Annotated in this window: 16 protein-coding genes and 1 tRNA gene; 9 read left to right on the plus strand and 8 right to left on the minus strand. The window is 71.1% G+C overall.

Going from position 1 to position 20105, the window contains the following annotated elements:
- The first annotated feature begins 77 nt into the window (after positions 1-77).
- Positions 78-1487 carry a diaminopimelate decarboxylase gene (locus ACH4VX_RS15710; protein WP_398367953.1) on the plus strand — a complete coding sequence of 470 codons (1410 nt, stop codon included), beginning with the start codon at positions 78-80 and terminating at the stop codon, positions 1485-1487.
- A 57-nt stretch (positions 1488-1544) separates the two neighbouring features.
- Here the strand turns inward: ACH4VX_RS15710 and ACH4VX_RS15715 are convergent, their stop codons facing one another.
- Both ACH4VX_RS15715 and ACH4VX_RS15720 read right to left on the minus strand, forming a co-directional pair.
- Entirely contained in the window at positions 1545-2129 is a 585-nt protein-coding gene (locus ACH4VX_RS15715) for a hypothetical protein (RefSeq protein WP_398367954.1), read from the minus strand.
- A gap of 111 nt (positions 2130-2240) precedes the next feature.
- Entirely contained in the window at positions 2241-3083 is an 843-nt protein-coding gene (locus ACH4VX_RS15720; protein ID WP_398367955.1) for a MurR/RpiR family transcriptional regulator, read from the minus strand.
- A gap of 284 nt (positions 3084-3367) precedes the next feature.
- Between ACH4VX_RS15720 and ACH4VX_RS15725 the strand changes: the two genes are divergently transcribed.
- On the plus strand, positions 3368-5074 hold the full coding sequence (locus ACH4VX_RS15725; RefSeq protein WP_398367956.1) for an LCP family protein: 1707 nt from the start codon (positions 3368-3370) through the stop codon (positions 5072-5074).
- An 85-nt stretch (positions 5075-5159) separates the two neighbouring features.
- The gene (locus tag ACH4VX_RS15730) at positions 5160-5582 is read left to right on the plus strand and encodes a hypothetical protein (RefSeq protein ID WP_398368173.1); all 423 of its coding nucleotides are present in this window, start codon (positions 5160-5162) and stop codon (positions 5580-5582) included.
- Between the two features lie 368 nt (positions 5583-5950).
- Here the strand turns inward: ACH4VX_RS15730 and ACH4VX_RS15735 are convergent, their stop codons facing one another.
- Positions 5951-7339 (minus strand): cystathionine beta-synthase, encoded by a 1389-nt coding sequence (locus ACH4VX_RS15735; RefSeq protein ID WP_398367957.1) that lies wholly within the window; start codon positions 7337-7339, stop codon positions 5951-5953.
- A 163-nt stretch (positions 7340-7502) separates the two neighbouring features.
- Here ACH4VX_RS15735 and ACH4VX_RS15740 point away from each other — a divergent pair, with 163 nt between their 5' ends.
- From ACH4VX_RS15740 to ACH4VX_RS15750, 3 genes are all read left to right on the plus strand, one after another.
- The gene (locus tag ACH4VX_RS15740; protein ID WP_398367958.1) at positions 7503-8528 is read left to right on the plus strand and encodes an SGNH/GDSL hydrolase family protein; all 1026 of its coding nucleotides are present in this window, start codon (positions 7503-7505) and stop codon (positions 8526-8528) included.
- A gap of 364 nt (positions 8529-8892) precedes the next feature.
- Positions 8893-10113 carry an acetyl-CoA C-acetyltransferase gene (locus ACH4VX_RS15745; protein WP_398367959.1) on the plus strand — a complete coding sequence of 407 codons (1221 nt, stop codon included), beginning with the start codon at positions 8893-8895 and terminating at the stop codon, positions 10111-10113.
- 290 nt (positions 10114-10403) lie between these two features.
- Complete coding sequence (locus ACH4VX_RS15750) at positions 10404-11183, plus strand: hypothetical protein (RefSeq protein ID WP_398367960.1); 780 nt, start codon at positions 10404-10406, stop codon at positions 11181-11183.
- A 12-nt stretch (positions 11184-11195) separates the two neighbouring features.
- Here the strand turns inward: ACH4VX_RS15750 and ACH4VX_RS15755 are convergent, their stop codons facing one another.
- On the minus strand, positions 11196-11507 hold the full coding sequence (locus ACH4VX_RS15755) for a hypothetical protein (RefSeq protein ID WP_398367961.1): 312 nt from the start codon (positions 11505-11507) through the stop codon (positions 11196-11198).
- 102 nt (positions 11508-11609) lie between these two features.
- On the opposite strand from ACH4VX_RS15755, the gene ACH4VX_RS15760 reads away from it, so the two are divergent.
- A complete protein-coding gene (locus ACH4VX_RS15760; RefSeq protein ID WP_398367962.1) occupies positions 11610-11840 on the plus strand; it encodes a DUF4287 domain-containing protein in 231 nt (76 codons plus the stop codon).
- Positions 11841-11914: 74 nt separating this feature from the next.
- Here ACH4VX_RS15760 and ACH4VX_RS15765 read toward each other — a convergent pair whose 3' ends face one another.
- The 3 genes from ACH4VX_RS15765 to ACH4VX_RS15775 form a co-directional block, all read right to left on the minus strand.
- Positions 11915-12808 carry a Bax inhibitor-1/YccA family protein gene (locus ACH4VX_RS15765; protein ID WP_398367963.1) on the minus strand — a complete coding sequence of 298 codons (894 nt, stop codon included), beginning with the start codon at positions 12806-12808 and terminating at the stop codon, positions 11915-11917.
- A gap of 198 nt (positions 12809-13006) precedes the next feature.
- Entirely contained in the window at positions 13007-14188 is a 1182-nt protein-coding gene (locus tag ACH4VX_RS15770; protein ID WP_398367964.1) for an RCC1 domain-containing protein, read from the minus strand.
- Between the two features lie 206 nt (positions 14189-14394).
- Positions 14395-14481: transfer RNA gene (locus ACH4VX_RS15775), tRNA-Leu, on the minus strand.
- Between the two features lie 390 nt (positions 14482-14871).
- Here ACH4VX_RS15775 and ACH4VX_RS15780 point away from each other — a divergent pair.
- Together ACH4VX_RS15780 and ACH4VX_RS15785 are read left to right on the plus strand one after the other, a co-directional pair.
- Positions 14872-15642 (plus strand): ABC transporter ATP-binding protein, encoded by a 771-nt coding sequence (locus ACH4VX_RS15780; protein WP_398367965.1) that lies wholly within the window; start codon positions 14872-14874, stop codon positions 15640-15642.
- A gap of 62 nt (positions 15643-15704) precedes the next feature.
- Positions 15705-18233 carry an ABC transporter permease gene (locus ACH4VX_RS15785; RefSeq protein WP_398367966.1) on the plus strand — a complete coding sequence of 843 codons (2529 nt, stop codon included), beginning with the start codon at positions 15705-15707 and terminating at the stop codon, positions 18231-18233.
- A gap of 356 nt (positions 18234-18589) precedes the next feature.
- Here ACH4VX_RS15785 and ACH4VX_RS15790 read toward each other — a convergent pair whose 3' ends face one another.
- A complete protein-coding gene (locus ACH4VX_RS15790; RefSeq protein ID WP_398367967.1) occupies positions 18590-19981 on the minus strand; it encodes an NAD(P)/FAD-dependent oxidoreductase in 1392 nt (463 codons plus the stop codon).
- Between the last annotated feature and the right edge of the window lie 124 nt (positions 19982-20105).

Here is a 20105-nt window from a genome sequence, read left to right on the forward strand (position 1 = left end):
ATCCTCGCTACCTGAATAGAACTAGTCAATACGGGGATGGGGCGGCACGGCCGTACGAGGGGTGTTTGGCTGGCTTCATGCACGCGAACACGGAGAACGCCAAGGGGACGGGGGACACGGTGACCCACGACGACCGGACGGACGAGGTGGACGCGTACGCCGACGGGCGGGCGGCCCGGCGGAACGAGGCGGTGCGGGCCGCCGTGGAGCAGGGGCTGCTCGACGCCGGCAACCCCCTGGTGGCCCTGCTCGACGTGACCGGCATCCGGGAGTCGGCGGCCGAACTGCGGACGGCGTTCGACGCGGTGGCGGCGCCCGGCACACCCGTGCTGCACGCCTTCGCGGTGAAGGCGAGCCCGCTGGTGCCGGTACTGCGGCTGCTGCGCGCGGAGGGCATCGGCGCGGAGGTGGCCAGTCCGGGTGAGCTGGCGCTGGCGCGGGCGGCGGGGGTGGAGCCGGAGCGGACGGTCCTCGACTCGCCGGCCAAGACACCCGCCGAACTGCGGGAGGCGCTCGCGCTGGGCATCGCCGTCAACGCGGACAACCCCCAGGAGCTGGCCCGTCTCGACGCCCTGATGGCGGGGGCCGGTTCCCGCTCCCCCATCGGCATCCGGGTGAACCCGCAGGTCGGCGGCGGCTCCATCGAGGCGCTGTCCACGGCCACGGCGACCTCGAAGTTCGGCGTGGCGCTGCGCGACGAGGGCGCGCGGGAGTGGGTCGTACGGGCGTATCTGGACCGGCCGTGGCTGACCCGGCTGCACGCGCACACCGGCTCCCAGGGCATCGCGCTGACGATGATGGCGCGGGGGGTCGCCCAGACGTACGAACTGGCGGAGGAGATCAACCGGCGTGCCGGGCGCCACCAGGTCGACACCATCGACATCGGCGGTGGGCTGCCGGTGAACTTCGCCTCCGAGGCGAACACACCGACGTACGGGCGGTACGCGCGGCTGCTGAGCGAGACGGTGCCGGGGCTGTTCGACGGGCGGTACGGGCTGGTCACCGAGTTCGGCCGGTCGCTGCTGGCCAAGCACGGCACGGTGGTCGCGCGCGTGGAGTACGCCAAGAGCGCCGGCGGGCGTCCGGTCGCGGTGACGCACGCGGGCGTGCAGGTGGCGACGCGGACGGTGTACGCGCCGGCGTCGTGGCCGCTGCGGATCGCCGCGTACGACGCGAAGGGGCGGCCCAAGAAGGGTCCGGCGGTCGTGCAGGACGTGGCGGGACCGGCCTGCTTCGCGGGCGACCTGCTCGCCCAGGCACAGTCACTGCCCCTGCTGGAACAGGGCGACCACGCGGCGGCGCTCGACACGGGCGCGTACTACTTCGCCCACCACTACGCCTACAACTCGCTCCCCCGCCCCGGCGTCCACGGCTTCACCCCGGACGGCACGGGAGGCGTCACCTTCGCAACGGTGCGCACCCCCCAGACGATCGAGGAGATCGTGACCGAATCGGGCGCCGCCCACACCGACGCCCTGATCCTCTAGGGCGCGGGGCCGCCGCGCGGGCGCGATCATCCACGGCGCCCCGGAGGAAACCGCCCCTCAGACGAGGGCCGGCGCCCGCCGACGCGCACCGCCCGGCGCCGCGTCACCCGCCGCGACACCGGTCGTCCGGTACCCCTTGACCGTCTTGCCCGCAGGCCGACCCACCCCCGCACGGAGCCAGTCGACGCGTACCCACAGCAGAACCTCGTCCGCCTGCTCCAGACGCCCGATCCAGGCCGCCTTCAGCCACAGCCCCACCCCGCACCCGGCGAGCAGCAGACCACCGGCGGCGGGCACCGCGAACGCCGTGCCCAGCGCGGCGAGGAAGGCGAGCAACAGCCACCAACGGTGCCCGCGACGCCAGTTGCGGACGGTCACCGCCCGGTCCTGCAGCACGTCGTGCTTGCCCGCCCGGGCCGCCGAACGGGCCGGTGCGCGGTAGCGCCCCCGCCGCCCGTACGCCACGACGGCCGCCGCCACGAGGAACAGCGCGGCGCCCGCCAGTACACCGATCCTGCGCCCGGTCAGTCCCGGCACCAGCACTCCGGTGCCCGCCGCGACGACTCCCAGCCACCACAGTGGCGCGGCCCCGGCCCGCACCACGACGGCCACTCGGGCCAGTCCCTGTCCTCCGCGCGTCATGTCCGGCCTCCCGTCCTCCGATGCCTGTGCATGTCCTAGGGGACGGACGCTAGCGACGCAAGGTGAGACGAGTCTGAGAACACGGGCGGGCCCCCGCCGCCACGCGTGCCGTCAGTCCACGAACAGCCCGCGCGCCGCCGCCTTCGCGTCGAACTCCTCCAGCCGTGCCTGCGCGTCGGGCAGGTCGTCGCACATCGCCTCCAGCAGCACCCGGCCCAGCAGCATCGGCGCGCACGCCGTGTCGAAGGCCAGCCCGGTGCCGACGGCGGCGGGCAGCAGCAGGTCGGACACCTTGGCGACCGGCGCGAACGGGGAGTCCGCGACGGTGACCACGGTCAGCCCCGTCTCCTTCGCACGGGCGAGGGCGTCGAGGACCTCGCGGGGATGCCGGGGCAGCGCGAAGCACAGCAGGGCGCTCGCCCCGGCCCGCGCGGCGGCGTCGATCCGGTCGTGGAGCATCGTGCCGCCCTCGTTGAGCAGCCGTACGTCCGGATGGACCTTGGCGGCGAAGTAGGCGAATCCGTGCGCCTGGGCCGCAGCGGCCCGCAGCCCCAGTACGGGCAGCGGCCGGCTCCCGGCCAGCATCCGGCCCGCCCGCCGCACCGGCCGGGGGTCGGCCAGCACCTCCGCCAGATGCCGCAGGTTCTCGATCTCGGCCTCGACGGCCTGCTGGTACTCGTTGTACGAGCCGGTCTCCGGCGCCGGTTCGGCGGGCGCGACCTCACGCAGATGCCGCCGCAGGGCGGGATAACCGTCGAAGCCGAGGGCGACGGCGAACCGGGTCACGGACGGCTGGCTGACCCCGGCCAGCTCGGCCAGCTCCACGCTGGACAGGAACGGCACGTCGGCGGCGCGCCGCACCATGCTGTGCGCGATGCGCCGCTGGGTCGGCGTCAGCCGGTGCCCCTCGAAGAGCGCCTGGAGACGCGCGGCAGGGCTCTCGGTGCCGCTCATGACCTGACTCCCCCTCGACACCTCGGCACCTCGACACCTCGGCCTATTCACCCATCGAAATTCCTGCATACCGTTATACAGGCGCCCGCGGGGTCGCGCCGACCGGGCGTCGCGATGGACGGAGATCGCACACTGTGCCCCTTTCGGCGACAGATCCGGAACTCGACGATTTTGCTACGACGTCACCGCATCCGGAACGGGCCGGATAGCGTAACTCATCGAACAACAGAGCGTCTTGAGGCGCAGGCGACCCATGTGGCACCCGACGGAGGACTGGTAGAGGCGTGGACGCGCAGAGTCGTGGGCAGGCGGACGGAACCGACCCTGCCGACCAGTGGGTACTCAACCCGGATACCGGCGAATACGAACTGCGGCTGAACGATTCCGCAGCGCAGCCGAAGGCTCCCCGCCCCCGCCGGGCCTCCCGCCCCGATTCCCCCGCGCCCGCCCGCGTCCCCGGCCAGCGCGGCCGCCGCGCCGCACCCACGCCCACCCCCGCACCGGAGGACCCGCCCGGCCAGGACCGCCGCAAGCGCAAGCCGGGGAGGAGCGGCAGGAAGAAGGCGCTGATGTGGACGGGAGGCGCCCTCGGCCTGGTCCTCGTGGGCGGTTCGGCGTTCGCGTACTACTGGTACGACCGCCTCTACGGCAACATCAACACCGTCGACATCGGTGACGTGGGCAGTGACAAGGTCCTGGCGGACGGACCGGTCAACCTCCTGATCATCGGCAACGACGTCCGCACCGGCGAGGGCAACGAGGACTACGGCAACCGGACCAACGTCACCGGGCACGCCGACACCACGCTCCTCTTCCACGTGGCCGAGGACCGCACCAACGCGACCGTGGTGAGCATCCCCCGCGACCTGATGATCAAGATTCCGGACTGCACGTCCAAACAGTCCGACGGTTCCACCAAGGACATCCCCGGCTCGACGGTCGCCACCAGGTTCAACGAGTCCTACGGTGTGAACGGCCGCGATCCGGGCTGCACCATGCTCACGGTCGAGGAGATCACCGGCCTCGAGGTCGACCACTTCATGATGTTCGACTTCAACGCGGTCAAGACGCTGTCCACCGCGGTCGGCGGCGTCGAGGTGTGCCTGGAGAAGCCCCTCAAGGACCTGGACGGCGGCTCCGGCCTCGATCTGCCGGCCGGGGAGAGCACCGTCCAGGGCGAGGACGCGCTCTCCTTCCTCCGCAACCGGCACGGCCTGAAGAACGAGAGCGACCTGGACCGGATCGAGATGCAGCAGAAGTTCGTCGCGTCGATGATCCGCCAGCTCAAGGAAGACACACTGGACAGCCCGTCGAAGATGCTCGACGTCGCCGACGCGGCCACCAAGTCCCTCACCGTGGACAAGGGCATAGGCAGCCCCAGCAAGCTGCTCACCCTCGCCAAGGAACTCGGCAAGATCAACCTGAAGAACATCACCATGATGACCGTGCCGGTGAAGGACAACCCGGACGAGCCCACGCCCGTCACCGTCGTACTGGACCCGGACAAGGCCCCGAAGATCTTCAGCATGCTGCAGAACGACGTCTCCTTCACCGAGGTCGAAAAGAAGAAGAAGGACGCCAAGAACAAGCAGGCCAAGCTGCTGGAGGGCACACGGGCCGAGGCGTCCGAGATCCGCGTCGACGTCCTCAACGGCGGTGGCCCGCAGGGGGCCGCGCAGGACACCCTGGCCTGGCTGCAGACCGGCGAGGGCGTGGCCAGGTCCACCAACAAGGGCAACGCCCCGGCCGAGGTCGGCAAGACCCGGCTGGAGTACGCGCCGAACCAGGCGGACCAGGCCCGCAAGCTCGCCGACCTGATGGGCCTGCCCGCCTCGGCCATGAAGCCCGGCACGACCGACGCCGACGCGACGACACCGATGACGCTCACCCTCGGCCCCGACTTCACCGGGGCCGGTGTCCCCATCGCCCCGCCGAACAAGGTCGACGACGGCAAACAGTTCCGGGCCGACGAGAAGATGTGCAAGAAGTAGCGGCGCGGCGAACCCGAGGCCGAGAGGGGGGTTACCCCCAGTGTCATCGGCCTGCCGCCTCCCTACCGTGGAACGCATGACCGGAATGGACGCGCGGGACACCGAGCTGAAAAAGGAACTCGACGCCTCCCTGCAGGCCCGCAGGGAGCTGGGCGAGGAGTACGAGTCCGCGCTGGTCGACTCGTTCCTGGAGAAGGTCGATCAGCGCATCGACGGCGCGGTGGAGCGCCGGGTGCGCCGGCAGTTCGCCGAGCAGCAGATGACGGCGGCCCGGGACTCGAGGTCGCCGAAGGCCACGGACACCTGGGGCGAGCGCTTCGGCTTCGGCATCGTCTCGCTGGTCCTGGCGGTGCCGCTGTCCGCCATCGGCGGGGGCGTGGGCCATCTGCCCGGTCTGGTGGTCACCTGGCTGGGCATCGTCGGCGTCAACGTCGTCCAGGCCGCCCGTACCCATCCGGGCCTGTTCGGCCGCCGTGAGCCGACCCGGGACAGCGACTGGGAGGACTGAGGCCGGGTTGCGCGGGGACCGCCGCACCCCCGTCGCCGGGGGGCGGGACGACGGCGGTCCCCGCGGGGACGCGCGCCCGTAGAGGCGGGCTGCGCGTCCGAGGCGTCCATGGAGGTCCGGGAGCCGCTCCGGAGGTCCTTCGACGCCGTTCGGTCGCCGGCCGGAACGGGGAGCCTCCCCCAGGGCTGAACGCCTGGGAGGCGTCTCCGCCGTCCCGCCGACACCCACCAATCTGCCGGACCCGTGTTAAGCCGGTGCTGCGCGGACGTGACGCGCTCGTACCACTTCCGCGAAGTCCACGAAGAACATCACTGTGCCGGCACCCGGCCGTTCACGGCGGGTTCACCGGTGCTTCGCCCGACGTGTCGTCACTTCCCGGCCTTGGCGAGGAAGGACAGCAGGTCCTGGCGGCTGACCACACCGGTCGGCTTGCCCTCGACGAGGACGATCGCCGCGTCCGCCTTGCCCAGGACGGCCATCAGGTCCGCGACGGGCTCACCCGAGCCGACCTGCGGCAGCGGCGCGGACATGTGCTTCTCCAGCGGGTCGTCGAGCGAGGCGCTCTTGCTGAACATCGCGTCCAGCAGCTCCCGCTCCACCACCGAGCCGACGACCTCGGCGGCCATCACGTCCGGGTGACCGGCGCCCGGCTTGACCACCGGCATCTGCGAGACGCCGTACTCGCGCAGCACCTCGATGGCCTGGCCGATCGTCTCGTCGGGGTGCATGTGGACGAGGGAGGGGATGTGGCCGCCCTCCTTGTCGTTCAGGACGTCGGCGACGCGGGCGCTGGAGCCGGTGTCCTCCAGGAAGCCGTAGTCGGCCATCCACTCGTCGTTGAAGATCTTGCTGAGGTAGCCGCGGCCGCTGTCCGGCAGCAGGACGACGACCACGTCGTCCTCACCGAGCCGCGAGGCCACCTCCAGGGCCGCCACGACCGCCATGCCGCAGGAGCCGCCGACCAGCAGGCCCTCCTCCTTGGCGAGCCGGCGGGTCATCTGGAAGGAGTCCTTGTCGGAGACGGCGACGATCTCGTCGGCGACATCACGGTCGTAGGCGGTCGGCCAGAAGTCCTCGCCGACGCCCTCGACCAGGTACGGCCGCCCGGAGCCCCCGGAGTACACGGACCCCTCGGGGTCCGCGCCGACCACCTTCACGCCGCCGTCGCTGACCTCCTTCAGGTAGCGCCCGGTCCCGGAGATGGTGCCTCCGGTGCCGACGCCGGCCACGAAGTGGGTGATCCTCCCCTCGGTCTGCTCCCACAGCTCGGGGCCGGTGGAGTGGTAGTGGGAGAGGGGGTTGTGGGGGTTGGAGTACTGGTCCGGCTTCCAGGCCCCCGGCGTCTCACGCACCAGCCGGTCGGAGACGTTGTAGTAGGAGTCGGGGTGCTCGGGCGCCACCGCGGTCGGGCAGACGACGACCTCGGCGCCGTAGGCCCGCAGGACGTTGATCTTGTCCGTGGACACCTTGTCCGGGCAGACGAAGACGCACTTGTAGCCCTTCTGCTGGGCCACGATGGCGAGCCCGACGCCGGTGTTGCCGCTGGTCGGCTCGACGATGGTGCCGCCCGGCTTCAGCTCCCCGCTCTGCTCCGCCGCCTCGATCATGCGCAGGGCGATGCGGTCCTTCACGGAACCGCCCGGGTTGAAGTACTCCACCTTGGCCAGGACGGTCGCCCTGATGCCCTTGGTCACGCTGTTGAGCCGCACCAGCGGGGTGTTGCCGACGAGGCTGATCATCGAGTCGTGGAATTGCACCGTTGTCTCCGGATGCTGCAAAAGAGGTGGTCGTAGTGGTGCTGCCAGCCTAGGCCCTCACCGGTCCGAACCCGGCCGGGTCGTTCACTCGCCGTGGGGATTGGACCACGGTCCGTACGGGGCAAGCACTGGGTGTACGGGTTCGAGGAGGTGGCGGCGAGGCATGACGGGCTTGTCGAGGGCGAGGGTGGCCCGGCGGATCGCGGCCGGCGCGGCGTACGGCGGCGGGGGGATCGGTCTGGCCGGGGCGGCCACCGTGGGACTCCTGATGGCCGAGGCCCAGCTGGCGCGGCGCCGCGTGGGCAACGGCACGACTCCTCACGTACCGAACGCGGACGGGCTGTACGGCGCGGCGTACACGGTGCCGGGCGAACCGGCGCTGCGGCTGACGATGCTGGGCGACTCCACGGCGGCCGGACAGGGCGTGCACCGGGCCGGGCAGACGCCGGGCGCGCTGCTGGCGTCGGGCGTCGCGGCGATCGCGGAACATCCGGTGGGGCTGAGCACGGTCGCGGTGCCCGGAGCCTGTTCCGACGATCTGGACCGGCAGGTGACGCGGGCGCTGGCGGATCCCTCCCGGGTGCCGGACGTCTGCGTGATCATGATCGGCGCCAATGACGTCACCCATCGCATGCCGCCCACCCGTTCCGTACGTCATCTGTCCTCGGCGGTACGGCGGCTGCGGACGGCCGGTGCGGAGGTGGTCGTCGGCACCTGTCCCGACCTCGGCACGCTCCAGCCGGTGCAGCAGCCGCTGCGCTGGCTGGCCCGCCGGGCCTCACGACAGCTGGCGGCGGCGCAGACGATCGGGGCCGTCGAGCAGGGCGGGCGCACGGTGTCGCTGGGCGATCTGCTGGGGCCCGAGTTCGCGGCGAATCCGCGCGAGCTGTTCGGGCCGGACAGCTACCACCCCTCGGCGGAGGGGTACGCCACCGCCGCGATGGCGATACTGCCGACGGTGTGCGCGGCGCTGGGGCTGTGGCCGGCGGAGGAGGAACGGCCGGACGCCGCCCGCCGCGAGGGGTTCCTGCCGGTGGCCCGGGCGGCGGCGGAGGCGGCGGCGGAGGCGGGTACGGAGGTCACTGCGGCGATGCCTGCGGGTTCGCGGGGGCCGTGGGCCCTGTTGAAACGCCGCCGGCGCCGGCGGGTCGCGGAGGCGGAGCCGGAGCCGTCGGCCCAGCCGTCGTAGCGGCGCCCCGCTCAGCCGCGGGCGGTCGTACCTCCGTAGCCGTGAGCGGTCGCGCCGCCGTAGCCGCGGGCAGTCGCGCCGCCATAGCCGCGGCCAGTCGCGCCTCTCCGGTGCCTCGAGGGCCGGGGAGGCGCCCTCGGCCCGCCCGTGCGCCCCGCGGCACGACCCGCCCGCGGTGGACGCGAGGAAAAGCAAGCGCTTAGACAGTTGCGGTCCATGTCACATGACGTCACCCGTGACCCCGCCCATACGTCCGGGTAACTTCCCAAGAAGCCCCGCACCAACCACCCGGTACGCCCACCCGTCGCCCGACCACCACCCCTCGACGAGGCGCTACGCGCCGCACCTTCCCCCTGGAGCCGTGATGCCCGAAGCCGTGATCGTCTCAGCCACCCGCTCCCCCATCGGCCGCGCCTTCAAGGGCTCCCTCAAGGACCTGCGCCCGGACGACCTGACCGCCACGATCATCCAGGCCGCCCTCGCCAAGGTTCCCGAGCTGGACCCGAGGGACATCGACGACCTGATGCTCGGCTGCGGCCTCCCCGGCGGCGAGCAGGGCAACAACCTCGGTCGCGTGGTCGCCGTACAGATGGGGATGGACCACCTCCCCGGCTGCACCGTCACCCGTTACTGCTCGTCCTCGCTGCAGACCTCCCGCATGGCCCTGCACGCCATCAAGGCCGGCGAGGGCGACGTGTTCATCTCGGCCGGCGTCGAGACGGTCTCCCGCTTCGTCAAGGGCAACTCCGACAGCCTCCCGGACACCCGCAACCCGCTGTTCGCCGAGGCCGAGGCCCGTACCGCCGCCGTCGCGGAGTCGGAGGGCTCCTCCTGGCACGACCCGCGCGAGGACGGCCTGGTGCCCGACCCGTACATCGCGATGGGCCAGACCGCGGAGAACCTGGCCCGCCTCAAGGGCGTCACCCGCCAGGACATGGACGAGTTCGGCGTCCGCTCGCAGAACCTCGCCGAGGAGGCCATCAAGAACGGCTTCTGGGAGCGCGAGATCACACCGGTGACGCTCCCCGACGGCACGGTGGTCTCCAAGGACGACGGCCCCCGCGCCGGCGTCACCATGGAGGGCGTCCAGGGCCTCAAGCCGGTCTTCCGCCCGGACGGGCTCGTCACCGCCGGCAACTGCTGCCCGCTCAACGACGGCGCCGCCGCGCTCGTCATCATGAGCGACACCAAGGCCCGCGAGCTGGGTCTCACCCCGCTCGCCCGGATCGTCTCCACCGGCGTCTCCGGCCTCTCCCCCGAGATCATGGGCCTCGGTCCGGTCGAGGCGAGCAAGCAGGCGCTGTCCCGCGCCGGCCTCACCATCGACGACATCGACCTGGCCGAGATCAACGAGGCGTTCGCCGCCCAGGTGATCCCCTCCTACCGCGAGCTCGGCATCCCGCTGGAGAAGCTGAACGTCAACGGCGGTGCCATCGCCGTCGGCCACCCCTTCGGCATGACCGGCGCCCGCATCACCGGCACGCTCATCAACTCCCTCCAGTTCCACGACAAGCAGTTCGGCCTGGAGACGATGTGCGTCGGCGGCGGCCAGGGCATGGCGATGGTCATCGAGCGCCTCAGCTGAACCCTTCACCCCGCATCACAGGCGCACGGTAGCCGTCGCGGTACGGTCCGTGAGCCAACGGCCCGGTCCCCGGAGACTCCGGAGGGCCGGGCCGATTCGTGATCCAATCTCCCCCAGGATGTGACCTATCTCCCTCGCGGCGGGGATTCATACAGGTCAGGGCCGGACCCCTCGCGGACACATCCTCAAAGGCCTGCCCGTTTCGTGACGTTACGCACTGACAGATGGTTAGTCCACCCTTCAAGCTGATGTAGGAAGTCGGGGGTCGACTTTGAACCGGGAGTACGTCAGTGAGCGCCATGCCGATCGCCCTGCTGATCACCACGGCCGCCACCGGCGCCGTGGGCGTCGCTGTTCTGCGCAGCATCATGGTGCTGCGCCGACAGGTCGCGGCCCTGCACACCGTGCTGGCCGAGAACGGCGCCGCGACCACGCGCGCGCACGTTCCCTCCGCCCGCACGGCCGGCACCGACGAGATACGTGCCGCCGTGGCGGAGGCGCTCGCCGAGGAGCGGGAGCGCGAGCTCGCCGAGGCGCGGGCCTTCTGGGCCGCCCAGGAGGTGCGTGACGCGTCCGACGCGCCGTCCCTGCTGGGTCTGGCCGACAGCGAGCTGTTCCTGCCCCGGCAGGCCGATTTCGTGGGTCTGGAGCCGGTGAGCGAGCTGGGTGCGGACGTCGAGGAGCACTCCGGGGACTCCCCGGAGCTGGCCGCGGCCCGCCGCCGTCACCCCTCGCATCCGGACTTCGTGCCGAACCCCTCGCCGATCGTGAACGACCACGAGCGCACGTTGACCACCCTGGAGGAGCTGGCCGCCGCCCGGACCGAGCTGACCGACGTCCGTCCGGGCCCGCTGGGCACCCTCGACGTCTACGTCTTCGCCGACGGGACGACGCTGTGCATGACGCCGGGCCACCGCGAGACCGCGGAGCGCCTGGCGGCGGCCCTGCGCGCGGGCGAGACCCCGTTCCTGCTGGGCGGCTCCGGTATCTCGGGGGCGTACACGCTGACGTTCTCCTGCGGCGAGGAGAACGTCTACGTCCTGGCGGACCGCGTCATCGCGTCCCTCTGATCTCCGGACCGGCTAGACCCCGGCGCGCTCGCGTGCCTCCTCCACCAGTCGTACGGCCTCCCGCACCTCGTCCTCGCTCCGCAGTACGAGCGCCAGGTCGTGGCCGGCGACGGTGATCTGGTCGGCGGCGGCGAACATGCCCGCGTCGGGCATCTCGCGGGGCTCGGTGCCCGGCTCCTCGACGAGCTGGGTGCGCCGCGCCAAGTCCCTGGCCAGGGCGAGCGCCTCGGCTGCCCCGCCCCGCTGCAGCCTGCTCTGCGGCGCGGCCCGCAGGCGGTCGGCGAAATGATCCACGGCACGGGTGAAGGGCGTCGTATCAACCACGCGGCGAGCGTACGCGGCGCGGCAGGACTGTTGCCAACGGGCGACCGCTCAGGCACGGTGACCTGAAGGACCGGCTTACATCCCATGCGTCCGGAGGCGCCGATGTCCCAAGTCTTCTCCGCAGAGACCCATCGCAACATGCTCGCCCGCATCCCCCACTGCACCGGTCGTGAGATCGCCGACTGGCTGCGCACCGTCGAAGAAGGCCCGGCGCTCTTCCGCTTCGAGGAGAAGGTCAGCTGGCTCCGTCACGAGCACGACCTGGCGTACGGCCACGCCAAGGCGATCGTCCACGAGTACGACCTGAGGAGGGCCGCGCGCAAACTGCTCTGACGCGCGTCGGCACGACGAAGGGCCCCGGGTGGGAACCCGGGGCCCTTGTCCGTACTACTGGGACTGCTGGGGTGTCAGTCGCTGCTGTTGAAGATCGCGATGAGTCGCAGGAACTCCATGTAGATCCACACCAGCGTCAGCGTGAGGCCGAAGGCGGCGAACCAGGCCTCCTCGCGCGGCGCACCGTAGGCGATGCCGTCCTCGACCTGCTTGAAGTCCAGGGCGAGGAAGCAGGCACCGAGGATGATGCCGACGACACCGAAGATGATGCCGAGCGGGCCGCTGCGGAAGCCGAGGCCGTCACCGCCGCCGAACACCGCGAACAGCAGGTTCACGGCCATCAGCAGGATGAAGCCGAGCGCGGCCGCCATCACGAAGCCGTAGAAACGGCGGTTGACGCGGATCCAGCCGGCCTTGTACGCCACCAGCACACCGGCGAAGACCGCCATGGTGCCGAGCACGGCCTGCATGGCCGCACCGTCGGCGATGCGGTTGTCGACGATGCTGGAGATGACGCCGAGGAAGACACCCTCGAACGCGGCGTACGTCAGGATCAGCGCGGGCGTGGGCTTGCGCTTGAAGGACTGTACGAGCGCCAGGACCATACCGATCAGCGCGGCACCGATGCCGATGCCGTAGGACCGGCTGATGTTGGCGTCGTCGACCGGCAGCAGCGCCCAGGAGAGCGCGGCGGTCACGATGAGCAGGCCGAGCGTGCTCCCCGTGCGGATGATGACGTCGTCGATCGTCATCCGGCCGGTGGTGGCCGGCGCCTGCGGCGGTGCGCCGTACTGCTGGTCCGTCTGCGCGTAGGGGTTCTGGGCGTACGGATTGCCCGTCGGCTGCGCGTACGGGTTGGCCTGCGTGGCGACAGCGGGACCCCCGGCCTGCGGCGCGGTGTTGAAGCCCGCGTAGCCGTTGTCGCGGCTGAACCCCCGTCGCGAGAAGACCGGGTTTCTGCTCCTCATTTCACTCCTCCATGGCCACACAGCGCGGCCTTGGCTCAAGAGTAATAGGTAGGCAAAGGAATGACCCTAATGCTTGGGGAGGATCTTTCCCTCGTTGTGCTGCGCAACACGCTACGCGGCCGGGTGATTCCCTTCACCACGGGGAACCGAACCATGACCGACCCGGTACCTCCCCGGAACCGGCCGGAGATCACCCGTTCATCCCGCCCCGACGATCGCGTGGTGGCCCGAGACGTCCAGGGCGGGCCCGGGCAGCGGGATGCGCACCGGCCGGGCGGACTGCGGGACGTGGTCGCCGAGGGGCAGCCCGGAGCCCCAGGCCCACAGTCCGCCGGAGGTGTCGATGGCGTACCCGGTGAGCCCGTGGGCCGCGATCCGGCGGATCTCGGGCAGTCCGTTCACCCGGACCGGTCGTGCGGAGGTGTGGTCCGAGCGGTCCCCGTCGCCGAGGGCGCCGCTCGCACCCCGGCCCCAGGCCCGGACGGTGCCGTCCCGGTCGAGGGCATAGGCCACGTCCGATCCGCCGGCCACCTGGACGATGTCCTTCAGACCCCGTACGAGCAGAGGCCGCCCCGACTGTCCGCCGCGCGGCTCGACGCCCAGCAGTCCGTGGGCGTTGCCGCCCCAGGCGCAGACCCGGCCGTCCGCCGTGGCGGCGACCACGGCGCCGCCGGCCGAGGCCACGTCGACGACACCCTTCACCCCGTCGACCGTGGTGAGCCGGGTGCTGTCGCGGTCGCCCAGGACGTCGGTCACGTTGATGCCCCAGCCGAGGACCCGGCCGTCGCCGCGCAGCGCGAAGGCGTTGAGCGGGCCCGGTCCCATGGTGGCCACGCCCTTCGCCCCGGGCACCCGCTCGGGGGTGGCCACCCCGGCGTACCCCTCCCGCTTCCCGGCCCTGACCAGGAACCTGTCCGAGCCCCAGGCCGTCACGGTGCCGTCCCGCAGCACCGCGTAGAAGGTCGGCCCGCTGTTGTACACCGCGTGCGCGGGGCCGATCCCGGTCACCTGCCGGGGCTCGGCCAGGTAGTGGCGCTCGCGCGAGCCGTGCCCGAGGGAACCGTCGACGTTGGTGCCGTACGACCACACGGTGCCGTCACCGCGCACGGCGACCATGGTGTGCCCGCTGTCCGCGATCGACACCACGTCGGCCAGTCCGGGCACCGCGCCCTTCCGGGGCGTGCCCTCGGGTGCCCCGAAGAGCGGGGCCCAGGCCCACACCGTCCCCGCCGGCCGCCCCTCCTGCCGCTCGGGCCGCGCGGAGGCCCCCTCCGGGCACGCCGGCGCCTTGAGCACGGCCAGATCCGCCTTGCCGCACCCGGCCAGCGACACCACGGCCGCCCCGGTGACCACCACCCGCAGCCAGAACCCGGCGGCCATACGACTCCCCCGTCGACGAAGCGAACCCTCGCCCACAACGGTGCCGCTCACCCGTCCCGTCCGACATACGCGCTCCTGCTCAACCTCCCCCACCGCGGCTGAGTACGCGCACTCACCCCCACGCGGGAGCGTCCGGTCGGCGTAGGTGAGGCGCGGTTGTCGGGAGTGCCGGGTTCGCGGCCGGCGCGTGGGAGCGGCATGTGTAATGGTGCCCGGAGCCGGACTTGAACCGGCACGCCCGCTCAGGGGCAGCGAGGTTTAAGCTCGCCGTGTCTGCATTCCACCATCCGGGCAGGCCATGGGCTCCGCGTCGCGGTTCCGAGCCTATCGGTGGCCCTCCCGCGAGCAGCGGCGGGAGGGGCCGATCTTGTCTTATTTTATTGGCGCCTGAGGGTCCATCAGCACCGCGAACTCGCCATCAGTACGTGCCAACAGCCTTGCGTGTGACGTTCCGTCACGTACGCGGAATGACGGAATTTCACCGTCGAAACAGGGGCGCTCCACCTGTTCCACGCGCCCCCGCCTCAGGGGCCGCCGTCATCCCCAGGTATGACGCCGCGCCCGGTGGTCCCTCCCTGGTCGCCCCCCGGAACCGGAGCAGCGGGTGACTACACCGGGGGAAAGCGGCGGAACGATGGACGACGTACCCGAGAACACGTCGTCCCGACAGGAGAGTCCATCCCGTGACCACCGCATCCCTCGCCGACCGGACCACCGCCGTGGCCGCACGCGCCACGGAGCTTTCGAAGATCTACGGCCAGGGCGAGACCCAGGTGGTCGCCCTGGACCGGGTCTCCATCGCCTTCCAGCAGGCCGAGTTCACCGCGATCATGGGCCCGTCCGGCTCCGGCAAGTCCACGCTGATGCACTGCGTGGCCGGGCTCGACACCTTCTCCTCCGGTTCCGTGCGCATCGGTGAGACCGAGCTGGGCTCGCTGAAGGACAAGCAGCTGACCAGGCTGCGCCGGGACAAGATCGGCTTCATCTTCCAGGCGTTCAACCTGCTCCCGACGCTGTCCGCGCTGGAGAACATCACCCTCCCGATGGACATCGCGGGCCGCAAGCCGGACAAGGGGTGGCTGGACACCGTGATCGGGATGGTCGGGCTGTCGGACCGGCTGAGCCACCGGCCCTCGCAGCTGTCCGGCGGTCAGCAGCAGCGGGTCGCCGTGGCCCGGGCGCTGGCCTCCCGGCCGGACATCATCTTCGGCGACGAGCCCACCGGAAACCTCGACTCCCGTTCCGGCGCCGAGGTGCTGGGCTTCCTGCGCAACTCCGTGCGCGAGCTGGGGCAGACGGTGGTCATGGTGACGCACGACCCGGTCGCCGCCGCCTACGCGGACCGGGTGGTCTTCCTCGCGGACGGCCGGATCGTGGACGAGGTGTACGGGCCGACCGCCGACTCGGTGCTCGACCGCATGAAGCAGTTCGACGCCAAGGGCCGCACCAGCTGACACCCCCGCCCTCCCCTCCGCCCGCCCCCCTCCTCCGTACGTCTGGACTCGAGAAGACACCCATGTTCCGTACCGCCTTGCGCAATGTCTCCGCGCACAAGGCCCGGCTCCTGATGACCGTGCTCGCCGTGATGCTCGGCGTGGCCTTCGTGTCGGGGACCCTGGTCTTCACCAACAGCCTCTCCGACGCCCTGCAGAAGCAGTCCGCCAAGGGCTTCGACCACGTCGACGTCGCCGTCACGCCCAAGTGGAAGGAGGCCGAGGGCGACAAGGTCGGCGAGTACCGGGAACTGACCCGCGAACTGGTCGACGACAGCGCCGCCGTGCCCGGCGCCGCGCAGGCCATCGGCACCGTCCAGGGCTTCACCGCGATCGCCGACAAGGACGGCAAGCTGATCGGCGACGGCTTCCAGTCGCAGGGCGGCAACTACTGGGGCACCAAGGACCCCCGGTACCCGCTGGTCAGCGGGCGCGCGCCGAAGGGTGAGGGCGAGATCCTCATCGACTCCGAGACCGCGAAGCGGGCCGGTTACGAGGTCGGCGACACCGTACGGATGTCGGTCGACGGCCCCGTCCTGGAGCCGGTGATCGCCGGTGTCTTCACCACCGACGACGGCAATGTCGCGGCCGGCGGCAGCCTCACGCTGTTCGACACGGCGAGCGCGCAGAAGCTGTTCGGCAAGGCGGGCACCTTCGACGAGATCGCCGTCAAGGCGAAGGACGGCGTCAGCGACACCGCGCTGCAGGCCCAGCTGGAGAAGGCGCTGCCGTCCGACCTCGTGGAGACCACGACGGGCACGCGGCTCGCCGACGACCAGGCGGAGGCGATCGCCTCCTCGATGAGCGGCCTGAAGCAGGGCCTGCTGGTGTTCGCCGGGATCTCGCTGTTCGTCGGTACCTTCATCATCGCCAACACCTTCACCATGCTGGTCGCCCAGCGCACCAAGGAGCTGGCCCTGATGCGCGCGGTCGGCGCCTCCCGGCGTCAGGTCACGCGGTCGGTGCTGATCGAGGCGTTCGTGGTCGGCGCGGTCGCCGCCGTCGCCGGACTCGTCGCCGGTGTCGGCATCGGCGCGGGGCTGCGCTCCCTGATGGGGGCGCTGGACGCACCCATGCCCGACGGGCCCCTGGTGGTCAGCCCGGGCACGGTCGGCTCCGCGTTCGCGGTCGGCATCCTGGTGACCATGCTCGCCGCGTGGCTGCCCGGCCGCCGGGCCGCGAAGATCCCGCCGGTGGCGGCGATGAGCGCGCTGCACGCCGCGGCGACCACCAAGTCGCTGGTGCTGCGCAACACGCTGGGCGCGCTGTTCTCGGCGGCCGGTGTCGCGGTGGTCCTCGCGGCCACGACGATGGAAGGCGCCGACGGCCAGGCCCCCATGGGGCTCGGCGCCGTCCTGCTGATCATCGGCGTCTTCATCCTGACGCCGTTGCTGTCCCGTCCGCTGATCGCCGCCGCGGCCCCGGTGCTGCGCGTCTTCGGGGTCTCCGGCAAGCTGGCCCGGCAGAACTCGGTGCGCAACCCGCGCCGTACCGCCGCCACCGCGTCCGCGCTGATGATCGGGCTCACCCTGATCACCGGTATGACGGTGATGGCCGGCAGTCTGCAGAAGTCCATCGACAAGATGGCGGCCGCCGCGATCGAGGCGGACTACATGGTGTCCATGGCGAACGGGCACTCGCTGTCGCCGGACGTCGAGAAGAAGCTGAGGCAGGCCGGCGACGTCACCGCCGTCAGCCCGATGCGCAACGCGGACGTCCGCATCGACGGCGAGACCGAGTACCTGACCGGTGTGAACGGCGCCACGATCGGCGAGCTGACCGAGTTCCCGGTCGCGCAGGGCGCCTTCGAGGTCGGCGGCACGCGGGTCGTCGTGGACGAGGACACCGCGAAGTCGTACGGCTGGAAGGCCGGTTCGGCCTTCACCGTCGCCTACGAGGACGGCGAGAAGCAGAAGCTCACGGTCTCCGGTGTCTACCAGGCCAACGAGATGATCAGCGGCATCATGATCGACACCGCGATCCTCGACCCGCACGAGTCGGAACCGGCCGACATGATGGTCATGGTGAAGACCGCCGACGGCACGTCCGACGCGGCGAAGGACGCGCTGGAGAAGACCCTCGGCACCAACCCTGCGATCAAGGTCCAGGACAAGCAGGACCTCTCCAACGAGATCGCGAAGATGTTCACCCTGATCCTGAACATGGTCTACGGCCTGCTGGCGATGGCGGTGATCGTGGCGGTCATCGGCGTCATCAACACCCTGGCGATGTCGGTGTTCGAGCGCTCCCAGGAGATCGGCATGCTGCGGGCGATCGGCCTGGACCGCAAGGGCATCAAGCGGATGGTCCGGCTGGAGTCCCTGGTGATCTCGCTGTTCGGCGCGGTGCTCGGTCTCGGTCTGGGCGTGTTCTTCGGCTGGGCGGCCGGTGAGCTGGTGGGGGCGAGGATGGCGACGTACGAACTGGTCCTGCCCTGGGCCCGGATGGGGGTCTTCCTGCTGCTGGCCGCGGTGGTGGGTGTGCTGGCGGCGCTGTGGCCGGCCCGGCGGGCGGCCCGGCTGAACATGCTGCAGGCGATCAAGGCCGAGTAGCCGGGCAGGAGTCGTGGCTGTGGCGCGGGCCCCGTTCCGGGTGGAACGGGGCCCGTCGTCGCGTGCGGGCCGGTTCCGGGTGCGGGCGGCGCAGGGGAGGGCGCAGGCGCCGGACGCGGGGGTTCTGACGGCGAGGACCCGGTCGAGGCCGATGCGGTTGCGCTCGAAGGCGGGGATGGACGGACCCCGAATCGCACGCGCACCGGCGGCCCGGCGGAGGTCCGCCCGGGACGACGGCCTCCCGGCCCACCGAGCCGCGCGGGTGGGCCGGACCGGTCGGCCGCTCGGTGACGCCGAAGGGGCCGCCCGCACCACGGATGGCGGGCGGCCCCTTCGGGCAGTTCGGTGACCGGGGGTCAGGAAGCCTTGGCCTCGGTCTTCTTCGGTTCCTGCTTGACGGCCGCCGGGGCCGGCGCCGGCTTCGCCGCCTCGTAGAACTCCTCGCGCGGCGACTCGATCGCACCCAGGGACACGACCTCGCGCTTGAGGAACATGCCGAGGGTCCAGTCGGCGAAGACGCGGATCTTGCGGTTGAAGGTCGGCATCGCCATGCCGTGGTAGCCACGGTGCATGTACCAGGCGAGCCGGCCCTTGAGCTTGATCTTCATCTTGCCCATGACGATCATCGCCACGCCCTTGTGCAGGCCGAGGCCCGCCACCGCGCCCTTGTTGGCGTGGCTGTACTCCTTCTGCGGGAAGCCCCGCATGCCGGAGACCACGTTGTCGCCGAGGACCTTGGCCTGGCGCAGCGCGTGCTGGGCGTTCGGCGGGCACCAGGCGTTCTCGTTGCCGGCCTTGCGGCCGACGAGGTCCGGAACCTGGGCGTTGTCGCCCGCGGCCCAGATGTAGTCGGTGCCCTTGACCTGGAGCGTCGGCTCGGTGTCGACGTGACCGCGCGGACCCAGCGGCAGACCGAAGCGGGACAGCGCCGGGTTCGGCTTGACGCCCGCCGTCCACACGATCGTGTGGGAGTCGACCTCGAGGCCGTTCTTCAGCACCACGTGGCCGTCGACGCAGGAGTCCATCGACGTGGACAGGTAGACCTCGACGCCGCGGCTCTCGAGGTGCTCCTTGCCGTACGCGCCGAGCTTGGGACCGACCTCGGGGAGGATCTTGTCGGCGGCGTCGACGAGGATGAAGCGCATGTCCTCGCGGGACACGTTCTTGTAGTACTTGGCGGCGTCGCGGGCCATGTCCTCGACCTCGCCGATGGTCTCCGCGCCGGCGAAGCCGCCGCCCACGAAGACGAAGGTGAGCGCCTTGCGCCGGATCTCCTCGTCCGTGGTGGAGTCGGCCTTGTCGAGCTGCTCGAGGACGTGGTTGCGCAGGCCGATGGCCTCCTCGATGCCCTTCATGCCGATGCCCTGCTCGGCGAGGCCGGGGATCGGGAAGGTGCGGGAGACCGCGCCCATCGCGATGACCAGGTAGTCGAAGGGCAGCTCGTACGCCTCGCCGACCAGCGGGGCGACCGTGGCGACCTTGCGCTCCTGGTCGATGGTGGTGACCCGACCGGTGAGGACCTCCGCCTTGGGAAGCACGCGTCGCAGCGGGACGACGACGTGCCGGGGGGAGATGCTGCCGGCGGCGGCTTCGGGGAGGAAGGGCTGGTAGGTCATGTACGACCGCGGGTCGACGACGGTGACGGTCGCCTCGCCGTAACGCATCTTCTTCTGGATGCGCCGAGCTGCGTACAGGCCTACGTACCCACCGCCTACTACGAGGATCCTGGGACGCTCCGTGGTGCTCATGCCATCGAGTATCCACCCGCCTCAGGGGGGTACCTCGTGCGCCCCTTCACAAGCTTCGACAGGGCCTGTGTTACCATCCTCCGCTTCTTGATCCAGATCACAGAGCGAAGCGGGAACCGGCACC

It is taken from the genome of Streptomyces sp. NPDC020731 (assembly GCF_044334705.1).
In the GTDB taxonomy this organism is placed as follows: Bacteria; Actinomycetota; Actinomycetes; order Streptomycetales; family Streptomycetaceae; genus Streptomyces.

Bases quoted from the DNA above. Each gene is read 5' to 3' on its own strand.
- ACH4VX_RS15710 (WP_398367953.1), top strand. From the start codon at position 78: ATGCACGCGAACACGGAGAACGCCAAGGGGACGGGGGACACGGTGACC.
- ACH4VX_RS15715 (WP_398367954.1), bottom strand. From the start codon at position 2,129: ATGACGCGCGGAGGACAGGGACTGGCCCGAGTGGCCGTCGTGGTGCGG.
- ACH4VX_RS15720 (WP_398367955.1), bottom strand. From the start codon at position 3,083: ATGAGCGGCACCGAGAGCCCTGCCGCGCGTCTCCAGGCGCTCTTCGAG.
- ACH4VX_RS15730 (WP_398368173.1), top strand. From the start codon at position 5,160: ATGGACGCGCGGGACACCGAGCTGAAAAAGGAACTCGACGCCTCCCTG.
- ACH4VX_RS15740 (WP_398367958.1), top strand. From the start codon at position 7,503: ATGACGGGCTTGTCGAGGGCGAGGGTGGCCCGGCGGATCGCGGCCGGC.
- ACH4VX_RS15745 (WP_398367959.1), top strand. From the start codon at position 8,893: ATGCCCGAAGCCGTGATCGTCTCAGCCACCCGCTCCCCCATCGGCCGC.
- ACH4VX_RS15760 (WP_398367962.1), top strand. From the start codon at position 11,610: ATGTCCCAAGTCTTCTCCGCAGAGACCCATCGCAACATGCTCGCCCGC.
- ACH4VX_RS15765 (WP_398367963.1), bottom strand. From the start codon at position 12,808: ATGAGGAGCAGAAACCCGGTCTTCTCGCGACGGGGGTTCAGCCGCGAC.
- ACH4VX_RS15770 (WP_398367964.1), bottom strand. From the start codon at position 14,188: ATGGCCGCCGGGTTCTGGCTGCGGGTGGTGGTCACCGGGGCGGCCGTG.
- ACH4VX_RS15785 (WP_398367966.1), top strand. From the start codon at position 15,705: ATGTTCCGTACCGCCTTGCGCAATGTCTCCGCGCACAAGGCCCGGCTC.
- ACH4VX_RS15790 (WP_398367967.1), bottom strand. From the start codon at position 19,981: ATGAGCACCACGGAGCGTCCCAGGATCCTCGTAGTAGGCGGTGGGTAC.